The following is a 21,725-nucleotide window of genomic DNA, read 5'->3' on the forward strand; positions in this document are numbered from 1 at the left end:
GAAGCCAACTAGGGCATGAATAAATTTGTCAGATTAACAGTAGTGGTGGGGTTGTTGTGGGCGGGGGGCAGTTATGGAGAGGAAACAGCCAATACTCGTATCACTCAACTGCATCAGGAAGCGCAGCACGCTACGGTTAGTCAGCGTGTTACCTCGCGGTTCATTCGTTCTCATTATCAGCAGTTTACCCTTAATGCAGACTTTTCAGGTAAGATCTTTGATCGCTACCTGAATATGCTGGACTACAGTCATAACGCGTTACAGGCTTGCGATGTGGCACAGTTCGCCAACGGAAAAACCCAGGTGGGTGAAGCGCTGAAAAGCGGTAAGTTGGATATTTTTTATGATCTGTACAATTTGGCATTGAAACGCCGTTTTGAACGTTACACCTATGCGTTGTCGCTGCTGGAAAAGCCAATGAACTTTACCTGCACCGACACTATCGATATTGACCGCAGCAAAGCGCAATGGCCGAAAGACCAGGCTGAGTTAGATCAACTGTGGGATGCGAAAGTCACTTACGACGAGTTAAACCTCAAACTGGCTGGCAAGACCGACAAACAAATCCGCGACACACTGACCAAACGTTATCAGTTTGCCATCAAGCGCCTGACGCAAAGTAACAGTGAAGACGTATTCCAGTTGGCGATGAACGCCTTTGCACGTCAAATCGACCCACACACAAACTATCTGTCCCCACGCAATACCGAACAGTTCAATACCGAGATGAGCCTATCGTTGGAAGGCATTGGCGCAGTGTTGCAGATGGAGGACGATTATACCTTGATTAATTCTATTGTGCCGGGTGGACCGGCAGCGAAGGGCAATGCGATTACCGTGGGTGACCGAATTGTGGGCGTCAGCAAGGAAGCCCAAGGCATGGTGGACGTGATTGGCTGGCGTCTGGACGATGTCGTCTCCCTGATCAAAGGGCCAAAAGGCAGCAAAGTGCGCCTGGAGATCCTTCCTGCCGGCAAAGGGGCCAAAACCCGCATGGTTACTCTGACGCGAGATCGCATCCGTCTGGAAGAACGCGCGGTGAAAATGACTATCAAAACCGTTGGCAAAGAGAAAGTGTGGGTGCTCGACATCCCTGGCTTTTACGTGGGGCTGACCGATGATGTGAAAGTCCAATTGCAGAAGATGGCTAAGCAGAACGTCAAAAGTGTGATTATCGATCTGCGTACCAATGGCGGCGGTGCGTTAACCGAAGCGGTGTCGATGTCCGGCTTACTTATTCCAAGCGGTTCAGTGGTGCAGGTGCGTGACAATAATGGGAAAGTACGTGAGGGCGCTGATACTGACGGCGTCACTTACTATAAAGGCCCACTGGTGGTGTTGGTTGACCGCTTTAGCGCCTCTGCTTCCGAGATCTTTGCGGCAGCGATGCAGGACTATGGCCGTGCGCTGATCGTCGGCGAGCCGACCTTCGGTAAAGGTACGGTGCAGCAGTATCGGTCGCTGAACCGTATTTATGATCAGATGCTGCGACCTGAGTGGCCGGAACTAGGATCGGTGCAGTACACTATTCAGAAGTTCTACCGCATCAACGGCGGCAGCACTCAGCGTAAAGGGGTGATACCAGATATCCTGATGCCGACTGGCGTCGATCAGGCGGAAACTGGTGAAGCGTTCGAAGATAACGCCATTCCGTGGGACAGCATCAAAGCAACCAGCTATATCAAAGCGGGCGATATGACGGTATTCGAACCTAAGCTACTGAAAGATCATCAGCAGCGCATCGCCAAGAACCCTGAGTTTCAATACATTATGCAGGATATTGCACATTACAAGGCGCTGAATGACAAACGCAACATTGTATCACTCAATCTAGCCGTGCGTGAGAAAGAGAACCACGACGACGATGCGGCCCGCCTGCTGCGCTTCAATGATCGTTTGCTGCGTACTGGTAAGAAACCGCTAAAGTCGCTAGATGATCTGCCGAAGGATTATCAGCAACCTGATCCGTATCTGGATGAAACCGTCTATATAGCGCTGGATCTGGCGCATCTTGAAAAAGAACAGGTGACTCAACAGTTGGTTGCTGCCAGGTAAGGCTACTAATGTATCGATAAAAATGCACTTTCAGGTGTAATGCCAGTCAGTAAAGCTACTGACTGGCCCTTTTCGCATTGGCTATTATCTGTGCGGCTTTCTTTCGCCATTCGCCCTATTTGTCGGTAGTTTTATCCCTACCCGTACTTTGCTTACTTTAAGGAGCAGCGCTGCCGATTTCCTATAAAAATGCTACTTAAATGTAACAATTGTTTATATTTTTAAGCTCAGATGACATACCACTTATGTAAATTTTCGTATTTCTAGTGAGCTAATAGTGCGCAATTCTTGAAACTGTGATAAATACCCACACGTTCTAGGGTAGTGTAAGTAGTATCCTGTTAACATTTATGAGGAAATAAATATTTTATGATGCGTATAGCTCTGTTCCTACTCACCAACCTGGCGGTGATGTTGGTTTTTGGGCTGGTGCTCAGCCTGACAGGAATCCAGTCTAGTAGTGTTCATGGCCTGATGATCATGGCCGGTCTATTCGGCATTGGCGGCGCTTTTGTATCGTTGCTTATGTCCAAATGGATGGCGCTGCGCTCCGTTGGTGGGGAAGTTATTGAACAGCCGCGCAACGAAAATGAGAATTGGCTGCTAGATACGGTGCGCCGTCAGTCGCAGCAGGCGGGTATCGCCGTGCCACAGGTTGCTATCTATCACGCGCCTGACATTAACGCCTTCGCCACTGGTGCGCGTCGCGATGGCTCGCTGGTTGCCGTTAGCACTGGCTTGATGCAAAGCATGAGCCGCGACGAAGCGGAAGCAGTGATCGCGCACGAAATCAGCCATATCGCCAATGGCGATATGGTGACCATGACACTGATCCAAGGCATTGTGAACACCTTCGTTATCTTCCTCTCGCGTCTGATCGCGCAGGTGGCGGCTGGCTTCCTGAATCACCGTGATGGCGAAGAGGAAAGTAACGGTAACCCGGTGATCTATTTTGCGTTGTCGATGGTGCTTGAGCTGGTGTTTGGCATTCTGGCTAGCATGATCGCCATGTGGTTCTCACGTCATCGTGAGTTCTATGCTGATGCAGGTTCTGCCAAACTGGTGGGTCGCGAGAAGATGATCGCTGCGTTACAGCGTTTGAAAACCAGCTATGAGCCGCAAGAAACAGGCAGCTTGATGGCATTTTGCATCAACGGTAAATCCAAGTCGTTCAGCGAGCTGCTCATGTCACACCCGCCGCTCGATAAGCGTATTGAAGCACTGCGTTGCGGCCAGTATCTGAAGTAATTGCCTGAACAAAAAAACCAGGGTAGTTCCCTAATGTAATGCTGGTCACTTAAGGTGACCAGCAGTTCTTTCGTCAGGATATTTTTTCGCTTTTGTCTTGACTTCCCGTGGACTTGGATGAAGTAGTATGCACCAAAGCTTTTTAAGAGTATTTCTAACCGAATGTGTTCCAGGCTGACACCACAGATGTAGGGTATAAGATTAAGTGTCACCAGACTCCTCTTGTAACAAGTAAGCAAATTCTGATGACGAAAAGAGAACATGAAGGAAGGCACCGTTTGCCAAAAACCAGATAGTACGAGTGATGCCATTAGTGAAACTAACCCTAAGCTCAGGAATGCCTTTTTTTGTACTAATTATGTCTCCGTCACACCGTGACAATGGCACATGATTGGTTATTCCAGCTGGCGTTGTTGAATAAATCGGATTTTGAATAAAGAGTCCGCTGAATGGACATCTTTCAGGCAAGGCGTACACTTTCTAGCATACCGGCGAGCGTCATCTTGTTTAATGCACAGATTATGGCCAGCGCCTCTGCAACTTGCCCATCATAATCTCGCAGCGATAGGTGACCACCAAATAGCTGTTTTACTCTGTACCTCGCTGTTGCCGCTATCGAACGTCGGTGGTAGCCTGTGATACTTTTCCACCGTGTGTTGTCTCTGGTAACGCGCTGGTTCGCCACCGCTTGAAGGCGACTTTGATTTTACGGTACCTCTGGCGGATGAGACCTGGGAAGGCTTCGGTATCGGTGACATTGCTCAAGGAAAGGTCAGCACAGATGACCTCATGTGTTTCTGTATCTACGGCCAAATGCAGTTTTCGCCAGATCCGCCGTTTTTCCTGACCGTGTTTTTTTACCATCCACTCCCCTTCACCCAACACGTTGAGCCCGCTAGAGTCGATAACGAGGTGCGCAATTTCACCCGGCGTTGGGGTTTTAAACGGGACATGGCCGGACTTCGCCCGCTTACTGATGCAGGTGTCGTCCGGGCAGTTCAACGGCACTTTAATCAGTGTGACAATGGAGTCGACGAAGCCCTGGAGGGCGCGAAGTGTCAGGCCGAAAATCCGTTTCAGCATCAATACGCTGGTGATTGCCATATCGGAATAATGTGGTGGGCGACCACGCAGAGAAGGTTTTGCCTCGCAGTACCAGGCGTGAAGTGCCGTTTCATCTCATCCCCCCAGCAAGTGAGTAAACCCCGAGTGGTAAGGGCGTTGTTGTAAGCCTTCCAGTTGGCGATGTTGAACTTTTGCTGGGCACGGGATGTCGCTATTTTGACAGAAAGAGAGTGATCTGATCCTAATGGCTGCCAAATTTTCGATTTATTCAGCAATGTGCATCGCAGTGCATCGTCTCCAGCTTTAAGCTCTTTCGCGGTTAACACCAAGGCTGCTAGTGGCAAATTTTTATTATGCATCAGGGCAGAGCTGGATGTTACAGCAGTATATTGACACCAATGCCGATCAGCGCCATGCCGCCGAGGATTTCTGCCCGTTTACCTAACAGCGGGCAGATAAAACGGCCTACCATAATGCCGAGCGTTGCCATAATAATGGTGGCACAGCCGATGGCTATCGCAGTATGGACGATGTTCACTTGCAAGAAGGCCAGGCTTACGCCGACCGCCATGGCATCTAAACTGGTCGCTATCGCGGTGACCACCAGTAGCCAGAAGCCGTGTCGCTTCACTTTTTCTTCTTCGCTCGGTTTGTTTTTGACGCCTTCAACAATCATGCACATGCCGAGAATAAACAGCAACGAGAAAGCAACCCAGTGATCCCACTGTATGATGTAGTGACTGGCATACAGGCCAATGCCCCAGCCGATGAGCGGCGTAATGGTTTCAACCAAGCCAAAGATCAGTCCGACACGGATGGCTTCACGGAAACGGGGGTGATGCAGGCTGGCACCTTTGCCGATCGATGCGGCGAAGGCATCCATAGACATGCCAAAAGCGAGAATGAGCATGGCTAAAATATCCATGTTAAATAGCCTCGGCTGGGCGGCTCCATGTACACGTAAACCATCCCCAACCTTACGACGGAATTACGCGTCTATAGTCTCGCCAACCTGGCTGGCTGCCCGCACCACGTTTCTTAAGGTGAAACGAGTATGTTGATACGGGCGTTTCTGGCTGATTGACCAGAAACCGGCTACTCCCCAATGACGATGCAACCCTATCACAATATTTCTGCAAACTACAACCTATATTCTTTACGGGTATTACGCGGAGGTCGGTATGTATTTTAGCTAATCAATGTAAAATAGGAAACATAATGTAGCCTGATGAAAAAATATTGCATTAATTATGGTAAGGCTACTGAAGTAAGGGGGGTAATTACTCTAACTCAGTATTTAACCGAAAATTATTTTTTTAATTTATTGATTTTAAATAAATAATTGGTAAAATTTTTCCAGTTCATATAATTGTGATACTTGAATCAGTAATCGGTATTTTTGCAGTTCGATAACGAGAATACCGTCTTGCGATAAATTCATGGCTTTGATGCTGTTGTAAGCGATAAAGGTATTGGCGTAGAAAAAAACCTGAGCTTTAAATAATATCATTGGCCAACGAATATAATAAACATAAAAGTTCATTAGGGCGTTGTTGAATAAATCGAACATTTGGCCGGGACGAGGATCAGATCACTCTCCTTCTGTCAACATAGCGATATTCCGTGGCCTAGCAAAAGTTCAACATCACCAACTGGAAGGCTTACAACAACGCCCTTACCACTCGGGGTTTACTCACTTGCTGGGGGGATGAAACGGCACTTCACGCCTGGTACTGCGAGGCAAAACCTTCTCTGCGTGGTCGCCCACCACATTATTCCGATATGGCAATCACCAGCGTATTGATGCTGAAACGGATTTTCGGCCTGACACTTCGCGCCCTCCAGGGCTTCGGCGACTCCATTGTCACACTGATCAAAGTGCCGTTGAACTGCCCGGACGACACCTGCATCAGTAAGCGGGCGAAGTCCGGCCATGTCCCGTTTAAAACCCCAACGCCGGGTGAAATTGCGCACCTCGTTATCGACTCTAACGGGCTCAACGTGTTGGGTGAAGGCGAGTGGAAGGTAAAAAAACACGGTCAGGAAAAATGGCGGATCTGGCGAAAACTGCATTTGGCTGTAGATACAGAAACACATAAGGTCATCTATGCTAATCTTTCCTTGAGCAATGTCACCGATACGGAAGCCTTCCCAGGTCTCATCCGCCAGAGGTACCGTAAAATCAAAATCGCCTCGGCGGATCGGGCTTACGATACGCGAGTGTGTCATGGAACGATTACGACCTGTGCATCACCGAATTTCTGCGCGTGGTCGATCAACTGCTGCCAGCCAAGTCGTTTTACCGCCTATGCCCAGAGCTGAATCACGCCAGCCGCACCGCGTCTGGCACCCTCGTGCGTGTTCAACTGCTGGGTCAACATCGGCAATGGCTGGCGGAGAATGCTGTGCGTGCGATCTAACTGGGGTCTCACGGTATCGATTTCAACTGCGGTTGCCTATCTAATCTGGTCAACCGCAGCGGCGGTGGGGCGGTACTGCTGAAAGATCCGGCTTTGTCAAAGCGATGCGTGTCGCCGTGCCAAACCCTCTGCCGGTGACGGTTAAAGTACGTCTGGGTTGGGATTCTGCCAGCCGTAGCCTTGAGATTGCCGATGCTGTGCAGCAGGCCGGGGCCAAATTAGTGGTGCATGGGCGGCACTAAAGAGGACGGCTACCGGACAGCGTGTATCAATTGGGCAGCGATTGTCGAGATCCGTCGGCACCTGACGATCCTGGTGATCGCCAACGGTAAAATCTGGAACTATCAGAGCGCGCAGGATTGCCTACAGATGACCGGCTGCAACGCGGTGATGTTAGGGCGTGGTGCGGTGCCGAACCTGAGCCGGGTGGTGAAATATAACGAACCGCGTATGCCTTGGTCACAGATGGTGTACCTGTGGCAAAATACGTTCATTTAGAAAAATAGGGTGATACCGGCCGATACCATGTGGCGCCTATCAAACAGTGGCTGGGCTATTTGCGCAAGGAATATGACGAGGCAACGGTATTGTTTAGCAACATACGTACTCTGACCCATTCCAAGGATATCGAGCGGGTAATTTGCCGCTGACGAGAAATAATCGCCCCGTCAGCGGTGGCTAGGCTAAATTTAGTGAGAGCCTGGTGCTTCGTGGATCTGCTGGTCCTGCTTAACTTCCTGCGCATGTTTGCGTAGGCCGAACCAACCGAGCACCAGCAGCACGGCCAGCACAGGAATGGTGGCGATAGTCCAGGTGCCATTAGGGTAGTCGAACGCCATCATAATCACCACCGCCAGCAGGAACGCCAGCGTTAGCCAGGAGGTGAATGGCGCGCCGGGCATCTTGAAGTAGACCGGCTTTGCGTGGCCTGCGTGGATGGCTTTGCGCAGACGCATTTGACAGACGATGATAAATGCCCAGGAACTGATAATGCCCAGCGAGGCGATGTTTAGCACGATTTCAAATACCCGCGAAGGCACCAAATAATTCAACAATACACCGATTACGTAGATGCTGCAGGTTACCAGGATGCCGGCATAAGGCACCTGCTGGATGCTCATTTTGGCCATGAATTTAGGCGCAGATCCTCCCATCGACAGCGAACGCAGGATACGGCCAGTGGAGTACAGGCCAGAGTTGAGGCTGGACAACGCGGCGGTCAGTACCACGATGTTCATGATGGTGCCGATATAAGGCACCCCCAGCTGGCTGAAGAAGGTAACGAACGGGCTTTGACCTGCCTGGTAGGCATTCCAGGGTAACAGCAACACCAGCAGTACCACGGAACCTACGTAGAACAGGCCGATACGCAAGATAATGTTGTTGATCGCCTTCGGCAGCATTTTTTCTGGCTCCCGGCACTCGCCCGCGGCGGTGCCGATCAGCTCAATGCCAGCAAAGGCGAAGATCACCCCTTGCACCAACACCAGCGCTGGTAGTAGGCCATGCGGGAACATTCCACGGTTTTCGGTAATCAGGTGCAGACCGGTGGTGTTGCCTGCCAGCGGGGTGCCGATGCCAAGGAATACCACGCCAGCTATCAAAAACAGCGAGATGGCGGCAACCTTGATCAGCGCAAACCAGAACTCCATTTCAGCAAACCATTTCACGCCGATCATGTTCATGGTGGCGACCACCCCAAGGGCACAGAGCGCGAACAGCCACTGCGGCACTTCGGCAAAGGTACCCCAGTAGTGCATATACAGCGCAACGGCGGTGATATCGACGATACCAGTCATCGCCCAGTTAAGGAAGTACATCCAGCCGACGACATAAGAGGATTTTTCGCCGAGGAACTCACGGGCGTAAGAGACGAAGCTGCCGCTGGTGGGGCGGTGCAACACCAACTCGCCCAACGCGCGTAAAATGAAGAACGAGAAAACCCCGCACACCAGATAAATCAGCGCTAATGCAGGCCCAGCCATTTCCAAACGGCCACCGGTGCCAAGGAACAGGCCGGTACCGATTGAGCCGCCGATGGCGATCATTTGTATCTGCCGGTTACCCATGCTTTTGTGATAACCGGCTTCATGGGTGTCTAACCAACGTCTTTTGGCTGTGTGCTTGTTATGTGCAGATTTGCTATGTGATTGCATCATCCGTCCTGTTTACCTGTTTACCTGTTTATGATTAACCCTATGTTTGCCAAAGGGAAACGTTTACTACCTTATTCGTTATTAGAATGAGATCTTGGCATTATTCTGTTGTTTATTGTATATATAGCTGCTACTGAATAACGGCGGGACATGCTACCTATTCTCGTTGACATCCTCCCCGGCCTAAAGGACGGGGATTCCTACAGCGTTCAGACCGAAAGCTGACTCACCTGGGTGGGTTCCTGCTTTAACGGGCGGGGTCTGACTGCACTATCCCTCCATTGGCGTTCGTGGTGTATCCACATATCTGACACACAAATTTACTTTGCGACAGGCGGTTTTCTTTCGCTGTATGACCGCAGCATGCACCCCGCTGGCTGGTATATGCCGCAGATACTGCTAGTACCTGTGCTCTTCGCCAGAGCTGCTTGTACTCAAGTTGACGACGCATTTCATACCATCCCTGACCAGTATCGAGCGGTTTAAGCCTGATCTAGCTCTGACGTTTCGCCCGTGCTGCTCTGCCGTGCCTGTTGCCGACTTTGACATGTTACTGACCTTCAAGTCTTCAATGACGATCATTGCGTGGTTTTTGCAGATTTCACTGGTGATTTTATGAAGGTAGTCGCGCCGAATATTGGCAATGTGCGAGTGTAGATGCTGGATTTTTCGCTTATGTTTCTGCCAGTTGGCGCTGAATTTTACCTTTCTGCTTAACTGACGCTGAAGTATTGCCAGCTTGTGCTGGCTTGTTTTGAAGCTGTTGACGGGCGGGTATACCGTGCCATCTGAAAGCGTAGCGAGTTTGGTGACTCCGGCATCCACTCCGACCATTGACGCTGAGTTATGAACGGGTTCAGTAACTTCGTATGCTGTCTGGATGCTGACGTACCATTTGCTGCATGACTGGCTGATGGTGACATTTTTCACTTCACCTATAATTTCGCGGCTGTTGCGGTAGCGTATCCATCCCAACTTTGGCAACGATATACGACTATTGGCTTGATTGAGCTTCACACCTTGTGGGTAGCGCAATGCACCATTCTGCACGCGTTTTTTTAAACGGGGGAATGCTGCACGCTTCTGGAAGAAATTATTGTAGCCGCGCTCTAAATCTTTCAGTGACTGCTGCAACGTCTGCAATGGAGATTCTTTAAGCCATTGTGTTTCAGGATCGGATTTCCAATTAATGAGCCATGAGGTCATTTTCGTATTGGTCTTAACTGAAATTTGAAGGCTTGAAGTCGTTTCATTATCACTATTATACTTTGGTCTATGACAAAAGAAACCGATATTTGCCGAGGAAGACACTGCATTTTCCTGATGCATGTTCACTTGGTATTCGTTGCCAAGTATCGACGAAAAATATCTGATCAGGATGCCATAGAAAAGCTGCGCTGCTACTTTTCTAGCGTATGTGCTGACTTTGATGTTGAGCTGGTCGAGATGGATGGTGAATGCGATCACGTGCATTTGCTGATTAACTACCCACCAAAGCTGGCAATATCAAACTTGGTCAACAGTCTTAAAGGCGTTTCTAGCAGACTGCTTTGCCGTGACCGCCCCGATATAACCCAGCGCTATTACTACAAAGGTGTTCTGTAGACACCGAGTTATTTTGCAAGTAGTTGCAGTGGTGCGCCGATATTCGATCATACGGCAATACATTGAGCAATAGCAAACACCCAGTTAGTCGGAAAACCGCGCCTTATATCCTCGCCATTAAGGACGGGGCTTTACGGCGCACCAGGTAAAAACGTGGCAGCATTCCCCCGCAGCTGGTGCTATGTTTCGGCCTGGTTGGCGTGTTGCGCGGCGAAAAATTTATACCCGTCATACGTTAAGTTGCCTATGCGTGAGCTTTCCTCGCTCACCCCAGTTACTGACGGGTGTCTGCTCCTGGGGATTAATGCACCTCATCCTTGAGGTTCAGCCTGCGGCCCCGCGCAAGCGTTTTTCAAATCGGTATCCGACCGATTTATTCAACAAAGCCATAGATTGCATGAAAAAACAGCAAATGATGGTTCCCTATTATAGCGGCGCTTGATATCCCGATGACCCCTTGCAGATTTATAATTTGATGTGCGATTAAAATACGTCCATACAGAAAAAAACCGACTGAGAGCCGGCGAGTTCATTTTTATTCGCGCTTATTTTTGTTGGCTGAGGAATTTGACCACATCGGCAAACTGCTTCACGTAGGCATCCATTGAGCTGGTGTCCAGGCCGTCATTTTTGACCATGTATTTGCCGTTAACAAATACGGCTGGAACGCCACGTAGCTGGAGATCTTCTGCAGCTTTCTCCTGTTGAACCACAAAAGATTTTACTACAAAGCTATTCAAAGCAGCATCGTAATCCGCCGCGCTCACGTCGGCTTTTACAAACACACTGCGGATATCATCAGAGGTCTTTAGAGTCTGGGTTTTCTGCACCGCTTCAAACATCAACGGGCCGACCTTGTCTTCCACACCCAACGCCATCGCAACAGCCCAAGCTTGAGTTAGCGGTTTGCCCAGTGGCCCTAGGAACTCAACATGGTATCTGGCGATTTTGTTGTCAGCAGGTAGTGCCTTTTTCACGTTCTCAGAAACATGATAAATCTGCTCAAACTGATAGCAGTGCGAGCAGTAGAAGGAAAAAAACTCCAGTATCTGTGGCTCGCCAGTCACTGGCTTGTCCAGGGTAACGTACTGAGCACCATCGCTGAACTGCGCAGCCATGGCACTTAATGCCATTGCCATGCCAACGAGCGCCAACCAAATTTTCTTCATAAGACTTAACTCTCCATTATGTTAAAGCTTCAATACATTGGCGTCAGCTATAGAGGAGGCTCCTGCAACAGCTTAAGCTGTTCGGTGAAAGCCGCCATCTGATATAACCAAAAATCAGACGCTGCCATCCACGGAAAATTTTTAGGGAAAGCTGGATCATACCAACGGCGAGCGATCCAGGCCAGATAGTACACCATACGAATTGCCCACAGCGGCTCTATCAATGCTAGCTCACGATGATCGAACTCGGCAAACTTGGCGTAAGCTTCCAGCAAAAGATCTAACTGCATCAAACGATCACTGCGCTCGCCGTGAAATAGCATCCACAGATCCTGTATCGCCGGGCCGTTACGGGCATTATCAAGATCGATAAATAGCGGGCCATCACGCCACAGGATATTGCCTGGATGGCAATCACCGTGCAAACGGCGCGGTTGCCAGCCCAACTGCCATGTCCAACGCCTGCAAAAAAACATTGCGTTGCATATTTGGCAACAGCTCGCAGCTTGCCAAAACCTGACTCGGCGCAGTGAGATACTCTTCAATGCCCATCGTCAGACGCTTGGCAAACAGACGCTCACCACCCACCTGATGAATGCGTCCTAGAAAGCGGCCTACCCATTCCAATTGATCCAGATTGTCGATCTCATACTGACGCCCGCCCACTCTGGGGAATACGGTAAAGAAGAAACCGCCATAGCTATGTAGCGTATTACCCTGTAGTACCAGTGGCGCTACCGCCGGGATCTCCGTCTGAACCAGATCCAGGGCAAATTGATGTTCTTCACCAATTTGCTGAGCACTCCAGCGCTCCGGGAGATAAAACTTCACCACATAGCGTTTACGTTTACGGTCTTCGCCCATAAACTGGTAGACGCGGTTCTCATAGCTGTTCAGCGCCGTCAGCCCGGAATCAACACGCAACCCAACCTCTTCGAGCGCGTCCATAACCAGATCGGGATATAGGGTTTAAAAATTAAAAGTAGAGTTATTCATAACGTTCCACAGGTAATGTTTCTTTGCATCGCATAAAAACTAATCTTTGATAACCCCAGGAGCACGTAACGGCGTCGTTTTAAAATCTTCTTCGTAATCTTTGCTCAGACCAGGGATTTATTCCGTGCCAGCACCTACCACGTATTTTCAAGATGATAGATAAGGATATCATCACTCAACTTGGACAACTTTTGCAAAAGTTGAATCAGATTGAGCTCGGAATCATCCTGCCGGGCGGGGTGAAATAGCCCGATCAGCTCGTTTGCACCATGCGTTTTCATATCAGTATCGTCCAGTGGTTTGAATAAAAACACAAAGTAATAGGCATTATCAATGAAGTGAAAGAAGCAGCTTGTCAATAAAGGTAAAAACTGATGTTACATCAACTTTAGCGTTACAATCAGCATATTAACAAAATAGGATGATAAATATGCATCAAGAAATTAGCGGAGTAATTCTGGCTGGTGGTCGGGGGGCATGCGTATAGGTGGTGAAGATAAAGGCTTAGTGCCGATAGGAGGCATCACCCTTTATCAATATGTACTGGCCCGACTGCGATCACAGGTAAGTTCAATCGCCATCAGCGCTAACCGCAAACAGGCGCGCTATCAGGCAAGTGGCCTGCTGGTGATTGGCGATTTGACGCCCGATTTCTCCTGCCCGCTAGCCGGTATGCTTGCCGGGCTGTAACAGGCTACCAGCGAATGGGTAGCATTTGTACCCTGTGATGTACCCGATTTTCAAACTACGCTGATCGAACAGTTCTGGCTGCAAAAAAGTACCTCTTTGGCCACCTACGCCAGTGACGGAGAACGTGACCACCCCACACTGGCACTACTACACACCAGTTTGGCAACGAAGTTGGCCGATTATTTAGCTCAGGGTAAGTGCAAGCCGATGCTTTTTAGGAAAAGCATCGGCGCACAACAAGTCATTTCAAAGGACAACAGTCGGCCTTCCACAAGCTCAATACCCCGGAAGATGTCCAGCACTGGCAGATGCAGCAAGGTCTGCACAATGAATAATTCACTCCCTCCTATACTGGCCATTGGTGCCTATTGTTGAGCAGGGAAAACAACTCTACTTAAACAATTAATTCCATTGCTTAAGCAGCGACAGGTGAGAATCGGGTTAATCAAGCATACCCATCACAATGTAGATGTCGATATTCCGGGCAAAGACAGCTAAGAATTACGCAAAGCAGGTGCCGACCAGACGTTGGTAGCCAGCGTTCGCCGCTGGGCATTGATGACTGAAACGTCGGATCAGCAACCGATGGATCTGCGCTATCTAGCCAGTCGCTTTGATATCAGCAAGGTAGATCTGATTCTGGTGGAGGGGGGCGTTGTTGAATAAATCGAACTTTTGGCCGGCACAAGGATCAGATCACTCTCCTTCTGTCAAAATAGCGACATTCCGTGGCCTAGCAAAAGTTCAACATCATCAACTGGAAGGCTTACAATAATGCCCTTATCACTCGGGGTTCACTCACTTTCTCGGTGGATGAAACGGCACGTCACGCCTGGTACTGCGAGGCAAAACCTTCTCTGCGTGGTCGCCCACCACATTATTCCGATATGGCAATCACCAGCGTATTGATGCTGAAACGGATTTTCGGCCTGACACTTCGCGCCCTCCAGCGCTTCGTCTACTCCATTGTCACACTGATCAAAGTGCCGTTGAACTGCCCGGACGACACCTGCATCAGTAAGCGGGCAAAGTCCGGCCATGTCCCGTTTAAAACCCCAACGCCAGGTGAAATTGCGCACCTCATTATCGACTTTAGCGGGCTCAACGTGTTGGGTGAAGGTGAGTGGATGGCAAAAAATACGGTCAGGAAAAACGGCGGATCTGGCAAAAACTGCATTTGGCCGTAGATACAGAAACACATGAGGTCATCTGTGCTGACCTTTCTTTGAGCAATGTCACCGATACCGAAGCCTTCCCAGGTCTCATCCGTCAGAGGTACCGTAACATCAAAGTCGCCTCGGCGGATCTGGCTTAGGATACGCGAGTGAGTCATGATGAGTTAAGGGGCAAGAAGCTCAAGGCGTTAATACCGCCCAGCAGCGGAGCCCGTTATTGGTCGGCAGACTATGCAGAGCGAAATCAAGCGGTGGCGAACCAGCGCCTTACCGGAGACAACACACGGTGGAAAAGTATGACAGGCTGCCACCGACGTTCGATAGCCGAAACAGCGATGTGCATTAAACAAGATGACGCTCGCCGGTATGCCAGAAAGTGTACGCCTTGCCTGAAAGCTGCCCATTCAGGGGACTCTTTATTCCAAATCCGATTTATTCAACAAAGCCGAGCAAACGTAAAAACTGGTTTTCTGTCTCGATCTTCTTTGGCATCAGATTCAGGAGCAGCACTTTCAACGACCTGATTTCTTGTGTTTTTGCCCGAGAAGATGTCATTACAAAGACATTCTCATTACGCAAGAAACTCACCGTGGATAGCTCATCATGAACACTAATCGGCATTACTTGACTCTTACATATCCACTTGGATGTTTAGCTATCTATATACCTAAGCATAGCGTTTTTAAAAATGGATGTCGCGTAATCAGTTGGAAGGTGAAAAAATTTCATCGCTGTGGTGCCAGGTAGAAATCGGCAGTTTTTTCAAGGCAGAAAAATCAAGAGGCCTCCTCACGAATGGCCACTTGGCTTAATTGATACCAGCAGTATTACAGCTCATTCTAAACTCACACCTAGCGGATCGCCGCAGGCGAACGCCCGTCAGCGGGCTTTCCTGCTCACTTCCCTTCAGCTCGCTGTCAAGCAACGCCTAAAGTGTTCCCGACTCTTTCGTTTCACCTGCACAGGATCAGGCCGTTGACTCTCGGTAACACACAAAGCAAGAAGCCCCATGCTTACGCATGAGGCTTTCTACCTTATTTGATGCCTGGCAGTGTCCTACTCTCACATGGGGAGGCCCCACACTACCATCGGCGCTACGGCGTTTCACTGCTGAGTTCGGCATGGTATTCAGGTGGGGCCACCGCGCTATCGCCGCCAGGCAAAGTCTGTTTTATTCTCGGCCGTTACTGACGTAACCACCAGAACCAATCTCGGAACTTGCTGAAAATAACCTACCCCTGCCTCTAACACACCTTCGGTGTTGTAAGGTTAAGCCTCACGGCTCATTAGTACTGGTTAGCTCAAAGCATCGCTGCTCTTACACACCCAGCCTATCCACGTCTTCGTCTTAAACGTGCCTTCAGGGACCTCTCAGACCCAGGGAAGACTCATCTCGAGGCCAGTTTCGCGCTTAGATGCTTTCAGCGCTTATCTGTTCCGCACTTAGCTACCGGGCAATGCCATTGGCATAACAACCCGAACACCAGCGGTGCGTTCACTCCGGTCCTCTCGTACTAGGAGCAAACCCTCTCAATCTTCCAACGCCCACGGCAGATAGGGACCGAACTGTCTCACGACGTTCTAAACCCAGCTCGCGTACCACTTTAAATGGCGAACAGCCATACCCTTGGGACCTACTTCAGCCCCAGGATGTGATGAGCCGACATCGAGGTGCCAAACACCGCCGTCGATATGAACTCTTGGGCGGTATCAGCCTGTTATCCCCGGAGTACCTTTTATCCGTTGAGCGATGGCCCTTCCATTCAGAACCACCGGATCACTAAGACCTACTTTCGTACCTGCTCGAGCCGTCACTCTCGCAGTCAAGCCAGCTTATGCCTTTGCACTAACCTCACGATGTCCGACCGTGATTAGCTGACCTTCGTGCTCCTCCGTTACTCTTTGGGAGGAGACCGCCCCAGTCAAACTACCCACCAGACACTGTCCTCACCCCGGGTCACGGGGCAAAGTTAGAACATCAAACATTAAAGGGTGGTATTTCAAGGGTGGCTCCTCGCAGACTGGCGTCTACGATTCACTGCCTCCCACCTATCCTACACATCAAGGCTTCATGTTCAGTGTCAAGCTATAGTAAAGGTTCACGGGGTCTTTCCGTCTTGCCGCGGGTACACTGCATCTTCACAGCGAGTTCAATTTCACTGAGTCTCGGGTGGAGACAGCCTGGCCATCATTACGCCATTCGTGCAGGTCGGAACTTACCCGACAAGGAATTTCGCTACCTTAGGACCGTTATAGTTACGGCCGCCGTTTACTGGGGCTTCGTTCAAGAGCTTCGCCTTGCGGCTAACCCCATCAATTAACCTTCCAGCACCGGGCAGGCGTCACACCGTATACGTCTACTTTCGTGTTGGCACAGTGCTGTGTTTTTATTAAACAGTTGCAGCCAGCTGGTCTCTGCGACTGGCTTCAGCTCCCTCCGATACGGAATTCACCTACATGCCAGCGTGCCTTCTCCCGAAGTTACGGCACTATTTTGCCTAGTTCCTTCACCCGAGTTCTCTCAAGCGCCTTGGTATTCTCTACCTGACCACCTGTGTCGGTTTGGGGTACGATTAAAAGTGACCTGATGCTTAGAGGCTTTTCCTGGAAGCAGGGCATCAACAGCTTCTGCACCGAGGTGCATCGTCATCGCGCCTCAGGTTTTATGGCATTCTGGATTTACCCAGAACTCCCCCTACACGCTTAAACCGGGACAACCGTCGCCCGGCCTGCCTAGCCTTCTCCGTCCCCCCTTCGCAGTCACTCTCAGTACAGGAATATTAACCTGTTACCCATCGACTACGCTTTTCAGCCTCGCCTTAGGGGTCGACTCACCCTGCCCTGATTAACGTTGGACAGGAACCCTTGGTCTTCCGGCGAGCGGGTTTTTCACCCGCTTTATCGTTACTTATGTCAGCATTCGCACTTCTGATACCTCCAGCACCCCTTACAGGACACCTTCAACGGCTTACAGAACGCTCCCCTACCCAACAGCGCATCAGCGCCACTGCCGCAGCTTCGGTGCATGGTTTAGCCCCGTTACATCTTCCGCGCAGGCCGACTCGACCAGTGAGCTACTACGCTTTCTTTCAATGATGGCTGCTTCTAAGCCAACATCCTGGCTGTCTGGGCCTTCCCACATCGTTTCCCACTTAACCATGACTTTGGGACCTTAGCTGGCGGTCTGGGTTGTTTCCCTCTTCACGACGGACGTTAGCACCCGCCGTGTGTCTCCCATGATAACATGCTTCGGTATTCGCAGTTTGCATCGGGTTGGTAAGCCGGGATGGCCCCCTAGCCGAAACAGTGCTCTACCCCCGAAGATGAATTCATGAGGCGCTACCTAAATAGCTTTCGGGGAGAACCAGCTATCTCCCGGTTTGATTGGCCTTTCACCCCCAGCCACAGGTCATCCGCTAATTTTTCAACATTAGTCGGTTCGGTCCTCCAGGTGGTGTTACCCAACCTTCAACCTGCCCATGGCTAGATCACCGGGTTTCGGGTCTATACCTTGCAACTTTTCGCCCAGTTAAGACTCGGTTTCCCTACGGCTCCCCTATGCGGTTAACCTTGCTACAAAATATAAGTCGCTGACCCATTATACAAAAGGTACGCAGTCACACCTTAACGGTGCTCCTACTGCTTGTACGTACACGGTTTCAGGTTCTCTTTCACTCCCCTCACTGGGGTTCTTTTCGCCTTTCCCTCACGGTACTGGTTCACTATCGGTCAGTCAGGAGTATTTAGCCTTGGAGGATGGTCCCCCCATATTCAGACAGGATGTCACGTGTCCCGCCCTACTTATCGAACTCACAGCCAGTGCATTTTAGTGTACGGGGCTATCACCCTTTACTGCGCGACTTTCCAGCTGCTTCCACTAACACACCCACTGATTCAGGTTCTGGGCTGGCCCCCGTTCGCTCGCCGCTACTGGGGGGATCTCGGTTGATTTCTTTTCCTCGGGGTACTTAGATGTTTCAGTTCCCCCGGTTCGCCTCGTCAAGCTATGTATTCACTTAACGATAGTGTGACGTATCACACTGGGTTTCCCCATTCGGGTATCGCCGACTATAACGGTTTATATCACCTTACCGACGCTTTTCGCAGATTAGCACGCCCTTCATCGCCTCTGACTGCCTAGGCATCCACCGTGTACGCTTAGTCACTTAACCTTACAACCCGAAGGTGTCTCACTTCGCATTGCAAACAGGTGAGTATCACTATGACAACTTGACCCTTACCCCAATACATCTATGCAGGGGATAAGTTTCAGCCGTCATTTTTCAATTTTCAGCTTGTTCCAGATTGTTAAAGAGCACTGTTTCAGGCCCGACTCGCAAGTTAGCTTAAAGAGAGTCGGTGATAATGTCTTTCACTAATTATCACAATGGCGTCCCCAAGGGGATTCGAACCCCTGTTACAGCCGTGAAAGGGCGGTGTCCTGGGCCTCTAGACGATGGGGACACAGCAATCGCTTGGCAAATCGCTGATTGGCTATTTCCGTTTAAAGGCGCGACTCTGCTGGCAGAGTCAGGCAGCTACGGTGTAGCCGCCCAGTCGCCTCTAGCGACTTTCGGCAAAAGGGTTTTCTGCTCGCTACTTTCATCAGACAATCTGTGTGAGCACGCCACACAAGTCAATATCTTTCGGTAAGGAGGTGATCCAACCGCAGGTTCCCCTACGGTTACCTTGTTACGACTTCACCCCAGTTATGAATCACAAAGTGGTAAGCGCCCTCCCGAAGGTTAAGCTACCTACTTCTTTTGCAACCCACTCCCATGGTGTGACGGGCGGTGTGTACAAGGCCCGGGAACGTATTCACCGCAGCATTCTGATCTACGATTACTAGCGATTCCGACTTCATGGAGTCGAGTTGCAGACTCCAATCCGGACTACGACGTACTTTGTGAGGTCCGCTTGCTCTCGCGAGGTCGCTTCTCTTTGTATACGCCATTGTAGCACGTGTGTAGCCCTACTCGTAAGGGCCATGATGACTTGACGTCATCCCCGCCTTCCTCCGGTTTATCACCGGCAGTCTCCTTTGAGTTCCCGACTTTAATCGCTGGCAACAAAGGATAAGGGTTGCGCTCGTTGCGGGACTTAACCCAACATTTCACAACACGAGCTGACGACAGCCATGCAGCACCTGTCTCAGAGCTCCCGAAGGCGCCACTCCATCTCTGGAGAGTTCTCTGGATGTCAAGAGTAGGTAAGGTTCTTCGCGTTGCATCGAATTAAACCACATGCTCCACCGCTTGTGCGGGCCCCCGTCAATTCATTTGAGTTTTAACCTTGCGGCCGTACTCCCCAGGCGGTCGATTTAACGCGTTAGCTACGGAAGTTACCCCTCCAGGGCGCAACCTCCAAATCGACATCGTTTACGGCGTGGACTACCAGGGTATCTAATCCTGTTTGCTCCCCACGCTTTCGCACCTGAGCGTCAGTCTTTGTCCAGGGGGCCGCTTTCGCCACCGGTATTCCTCCAGATATCTACGCATTTCACCGCTACACCTGGAATTCTACCCCCCTCTACAAGACTCTAGCTTGCCAGTCTCAAATGCCGTTCCCACGTTGAGCGCGGGGATTTCACATCTGACTTAACAAACCGCCTGCGTGCGCTTTACGCCCAGTAATTCCGATTAACGCTTGCACCCTCCGTATTACCGCGGCTGCTGGCACGGAGTTAGCCGGTGCTTCTTCTGCGAGTAACGTCAATGCAATGTCTTATTAACACATTACCCTTCCTCCTCGCTGAAAGTGCTTTACAACCCGAAGGCCTTCTTCACACACGCGGCATGGCTGCATCAGGCTTGCGCCCATTGTGCAATATTCCCCACTGCTGCCTCCCGTAGGAGTCTGGACCGTGTCTCAGTTCCAGTGTGGCTGGTCATCCTCTCAGACCAGCTAGGGATCGTCGCCTAGGTGAGCCATTACCCCACCTAACAGCTAATCCCATCTGGGCACATCTGATGGCGTGAGGCCCGAAGGTCCCCCACTTTGGTCTTGCGACATTATGCGGTATTAGCTACCGTTTCCACTAGTTATCCCCCACCATCAGGCAGTTTCCCAAACATTACTCACCCGTCCGCCGCTCGTCACCCAGAGAGCAAGCTCTCTTGTGCTACCGCTCGACTTGCATGTGTTAGGCCTGCCGCCAGCGTTTAATCTGAGCCATGATCAAACTCTTCAATTGAAAGCTTGATATGCTTCAACGTGTGAAGCGCTGCTTAAAGATTTACTGCATGAATGTTACTTTAGTTAGTCACTCTTCAAGACTTGATATTTTTTCGTCCCAGAAAGGAAGGACGGGATATTGTCTTGTGGAGTGCCCACACAGATTGTCTGATAAATTGTTAAAGAGCGGTGGGTCAGCCGCAGCACAGCGGCAAGCTTGAGGTGGCGTATACTACGCTTTTCCTTTGAAGAGTCAAGCTATTATTTTGACTTTTCCCTTACTTATCCGGCGGCGTAGCTGCCGAAATACCGGGTTAGTAGGGGCCGCATTATAGGGCGCGTTTTCATCAGGCCGCAACACCTAAATGTAAAAAAATTTTCAAGCGCGTTTTTTTAAGCAAGAGGAGTGAAAGTGACGCATTTAGGTCGCTTTTCGTACTTAATCTGGCTAAAATCCTGAGCAAAGCGTTCGACTTGCTGCCAATCCGTGTACTCTACTTCCTTGCTGGTATCCGTTTCTCCGCCCGTCATACACATAATGAATTGAATCATGATGCGATCGAACCATCGATAGCGCGGATAACGTAGCGCTCCAGCAAACACCATACTTTGTTTTGGCTGCCAAGGTGAGGCAAGCAGAAATTTACGGGTATAGACATTAGTCTGTAGTGAACGCTTTTCCGGTTTACGGGCCGTCAGGTTGACGGCAAAAAATGCACTTGGCATTTGGTTCAACTGCTCTGCACGATGCCTCACAAATTTATCCAAAGCCGAATTAAAATGGCCATAGCGTATGGAAGCGCCGATCATAACCTGCTGATACTGGCTAAGGTCAACGTTCTCTGCTTGCAACAGATCAATGACCTCACAATAAAGTCTGTCCTGCAATTTGCTTGCTATATAAGAAGCAATAGACAGTGTCTGCCCATCACGACCTGAATAAAGTATAAGTGCTTTCATGACGTTACTCGT

General features: G+C 50.2%; 8 protein-coding genes, 1 tRNA gene, 3 rRNA genes, 12 pseudogenes and 1 riboswitch. Of the genes and pseudogenes, 9 read left to right on the plus strand and 15 right to left on the minus strand.

The annotated features are described in order from the left end of the window. Window positions 1–15: 15 nt before the first annotated feature. Entirely contained in the window at window positions 16–2,055 is a 2,040-nt protein-coding gene (gene prc / locus AACL06_RS07685) for a carboxy terminal-processing peptidase (protein ID WP_339036677.1), read from the plus strand. 369 nt (window positions 2,056–2,424) lie between these two features. Then, the gene (gene htpX, locus AACL06_RS07690; RefSeq protein WP_339036678.1) at window positions 2,425–3,303 is read left to right on the plus strand and encodes a protease HtpX; all 879 of its coding nucleotides are present in this window, start codon (window positions 2,425–2,427) and stop codon (window positions 3,301–3,303) included. 201 nt (window positions 3,304–3,504) lie between these two features. On the opposite strand, the gene AACL06_RS07695 is transcribed toward htpX, so the two are convergent. From AACL06_RS07695 to AACL06_RS07710, 4 genes and pseudogenes are all read right to left on the minus strand, one after another. Continuing rightward, the gene (locus AACL06_RS07695) at window positions 3,505–3,780 is read right to left on the minus strand and encodes a plasmid fertility inhibition factor family protein (RefSeq protein WP_339036679.1); all 276 of its coding nucleotides are present in this window, start codon (window positions 3,778–3,780) and stop codon (window positions 3,505–3,507) included. After that, window positions 3,764–4,583 (minus strand): annotated as a pseudogene (locus AACL06_RS07700) (IS5 family transposase). The gene AACL06_RS07695 and the pseudogene AACL06_RS07700 overlap by 17 nt, the downstream one beginning before the upstream one ends. Window positions 4,584–4,744: 161 nt before the next feature. Further along, window positions 4,745–5,293, minus strand: a complete 549-nt coding sequence (mntP, locus tag AACL06_RS07705) for a manganese efflux pump MntP (RefSeq protein ID WP_339036681.1) — start codon at window positions 5,291–5,293, stop codon at window positions 4,745–4,747. A gap of 7 nt (window positions 5,294–5,300) precedes the next feature. After that, a riboswitch (yybP-ykoY riboswitch) is annotated at window positions 5,301–5,484 on the minus strand. 214 nt (window positions 5,485–5,698) lie between these two features. Continuing rightward, a pseudogene (locus AACL06_RS07710) lies at window positions 5,699–5,917 on the minus strand (DUF986 family protein); the annotation flags it as partial. A 1-nt stretch (window position 5,918) separates the two neighbouring features. On the opposite strand from AACL06_RS07710, the gene AACL06_RS07715 reads away from it, so the two are divergent. The 3 genes and pseudogenes from AACL06_RS07715 to dusC all read left to right on the plus strand — a co-directional run. Continuing rightward, on the plus strand, window positions 5,919–6,080 hold the full coding sequence (locus tag AACL06_RS07715) for a hypothetical protein (protein WP_339036683.1): 162 nt from the start codon (window positions 5,919–5,921) through the stop codon (window positions 6,078–6,080). Further along, a pseudogene (locus AACL06_RS07720) lies at window positions 6,013–6,606 on the plus strand (IS5 family transposase); the annotation flags it as partial. The gene AACL06_RS07715 and the pseudogene AACL06_RS07720, both read left to right, overlap by 68 nt. Continuing rightward, a pseudogene (gene dusC, locus AACL06_RS07725) lies at window positions 6,600–7,438 on the plus strand (tRNA dihydrouridine(16) synthase DusC); the annotation flags it as partial. The pseudogenes AACL06_RS07720 and dusC, both read left to right, overlap by 7 nt. A gap of 39 nt (window positions 7,439–7,477) precedes the next feature. Here the strand turns inward: dusC and ansP are convergent. Both ansP and AACL06_RS07740 read right to left on the minus strand, forming a co-directional pair. Further along, window positions 7,478–8,944, minus strand: coding sequence for an L-asparagine permease (ansP, locus tag AACL06_RS07730; protein WP_339038348.1), 1,467 nt, complete (start codon window positions 8,942–8,944; stop codon window positions 7,478–7,480). 209 nt (window positions 8,945–9,153) lie between these two features. After that, window positions 9,154–10,225 (minus strand): annotated as a pseudogene (locus AACL06_RS07740) (RNA-guided endonuclease InsQ/TnpB family protein); the annotation flags it as partial. On the opposite strand from AACL06_RS07740, the pseudogene tnpA reads away from it, so the two are divergent. Further along, window positions 10,220–10,622 (plus strand): annotated as a pseudogene (gene tnpA / locus AACL06_RS07745) (IS200/IS605 family transposase). The pseudogenes AACL06_RS07740 and tnpA sit on opposite strands and share 6 nt — an antisense overlap. A gap of 472 nt (window positions 10,623–11,094) precedes the next feature. Here tnpA and dsbA read toward each other — a convergent pair. From dsbA to AACL06_RS07760, 3 genes and pseudogenes are all read right to left on the minus strand, one after another. Further along, window positions 11,095–11,718 carry a thiol:disulfide interchange protein DsbA gene (gene dsbA / locus AACL06_RS07750; RefSeq protein ID WP_339036689.1) on the minus strand — a complete coding sequence of 208 codons (624 nt, stop codon included), beginning with the start codon at window positions 11,716–11,718 and terminating at the stop codon, window positions 11,095–11,097. 47 nt (window positions 11,719–11,765) lie between these two features. Continuing rightward, window positions 11,766–12,666, minus strand: a pseudogene (locus AACL06_RS07755) (serine/threonine protein kinase). An 87-nt stretch (window positions 12,667–12,753) separates the two neighbouring features. Next, window positions 12,754–12,995, minus strand: a pseudogene (locus tag AACL06_RS07760) (DUF1040 family protein). A gap of 149 nt (window positions 12,996–13,144) precedes the next feature. Between AACL06_RS07760 and mobA the strand changes: the two are divergent. The 3 pseudogenes from mobA to AACL06_RS07775 all read left to right on the plus strand — a co-directional run bounded on the left by mobA (window position 13,145) and on the right by AACL06_RS07775 (window position 14,972). Further along, window positions 13,145–13,739: pseudogene (gene mobA, locus AACL06_RS07765) on the plus strand (molybdenum cofactor guanylyltransferase MobA). 70 nt (window positions 13,740–13,809) lie between these two features. Further along, window positions 13,810–14,055 (plus strand): annotated as a pseudogene (locus tag AACL06_RS07770) (molybdopterin-guanine dinucleotide biosynthesis protein MobB); the annotation flags it as partial. Between the two features lie 98 nt (window positions 14,056–14,153). Next, a pseudogene (locus tag AACL06_RS07775) lies at window positions 14,154–14,972 on the plus strand (IS5 family transposase). Between the two features lie 54 nt (window positions 14,973–15,026). Here AACL06_RS07775 and AACL06_RS07780 read toward each other — a convergent pair. From AACL06_RS07780 to hemG, 6 genes and pseudogenes are all read right to left on the minus strand, one after another. Next, a pseudogene (locus AACL06_RS07780) lies at window positions 15,027–15,200 on the minus strand (homoserine O-acetyltransferase/O-succinyltransferase family protein); the annotation flags it as partial. Between the two features lie 422 nt (window positions 15,201–15,622). After that, window positions 15,623–15,739: ribosomal RNA gene (gene rrf / locus AACL06_RS07785) — 5S ribosomal RNA — on the minus strand. A 105-nt stretch (window positions 15,740–15,844) separates the two neighbouring features. Next, window positions 15,845–18,751, minus strand: a 23S ribosomal RNA gene (locus tag AACL06_RS07790). 216 nt (window positions 18,752–18,967) lie between these two features. Continuing rightward, window positions 18,968–19,043, minus strand: a tRNA-Glu gene (locus AACL06_RS07795). A 186-nt stretch (window positions 19,044–19,229) separates the two neighbouring features. Next, window positions 19,230–20,772 (minus strand): 16S ribosomal RNA (locus AACL06_RS07800). Together the 16S, 23S and 5S rRNA genes with 1 tRNA gene alongside form the textbook arrangement of a ribosomal RNA operon. A gap of 374 nt (window positions 20,773–21,146) precedes the next feature. Then, window positions 21,147–21,713, minus strand: coding sequence for a menaquinone-dependent protoporphyrinogen IX dehydrogenase (hemG, locus tag AACL06_RS07805; RefSeq protein WP_339038350.1), 567 nt, complete (start codon window positions 21,711–21,713; stop codon window positions 21,147–21,149). Window positions 21,714–21,725: the final 12 nt, after the last annotated feature.

Origin of the sequence: Serratia symbiotica (Periphyllus acericola), assembly GCF_964019515.1 — a bacterium.
Lineage (GTDB): Bacteria > Pseudomonadota > Gammaproteobacteria > Enterobacterales > Enterobacteriaceae > Serratia > Serratia symbiotica_D.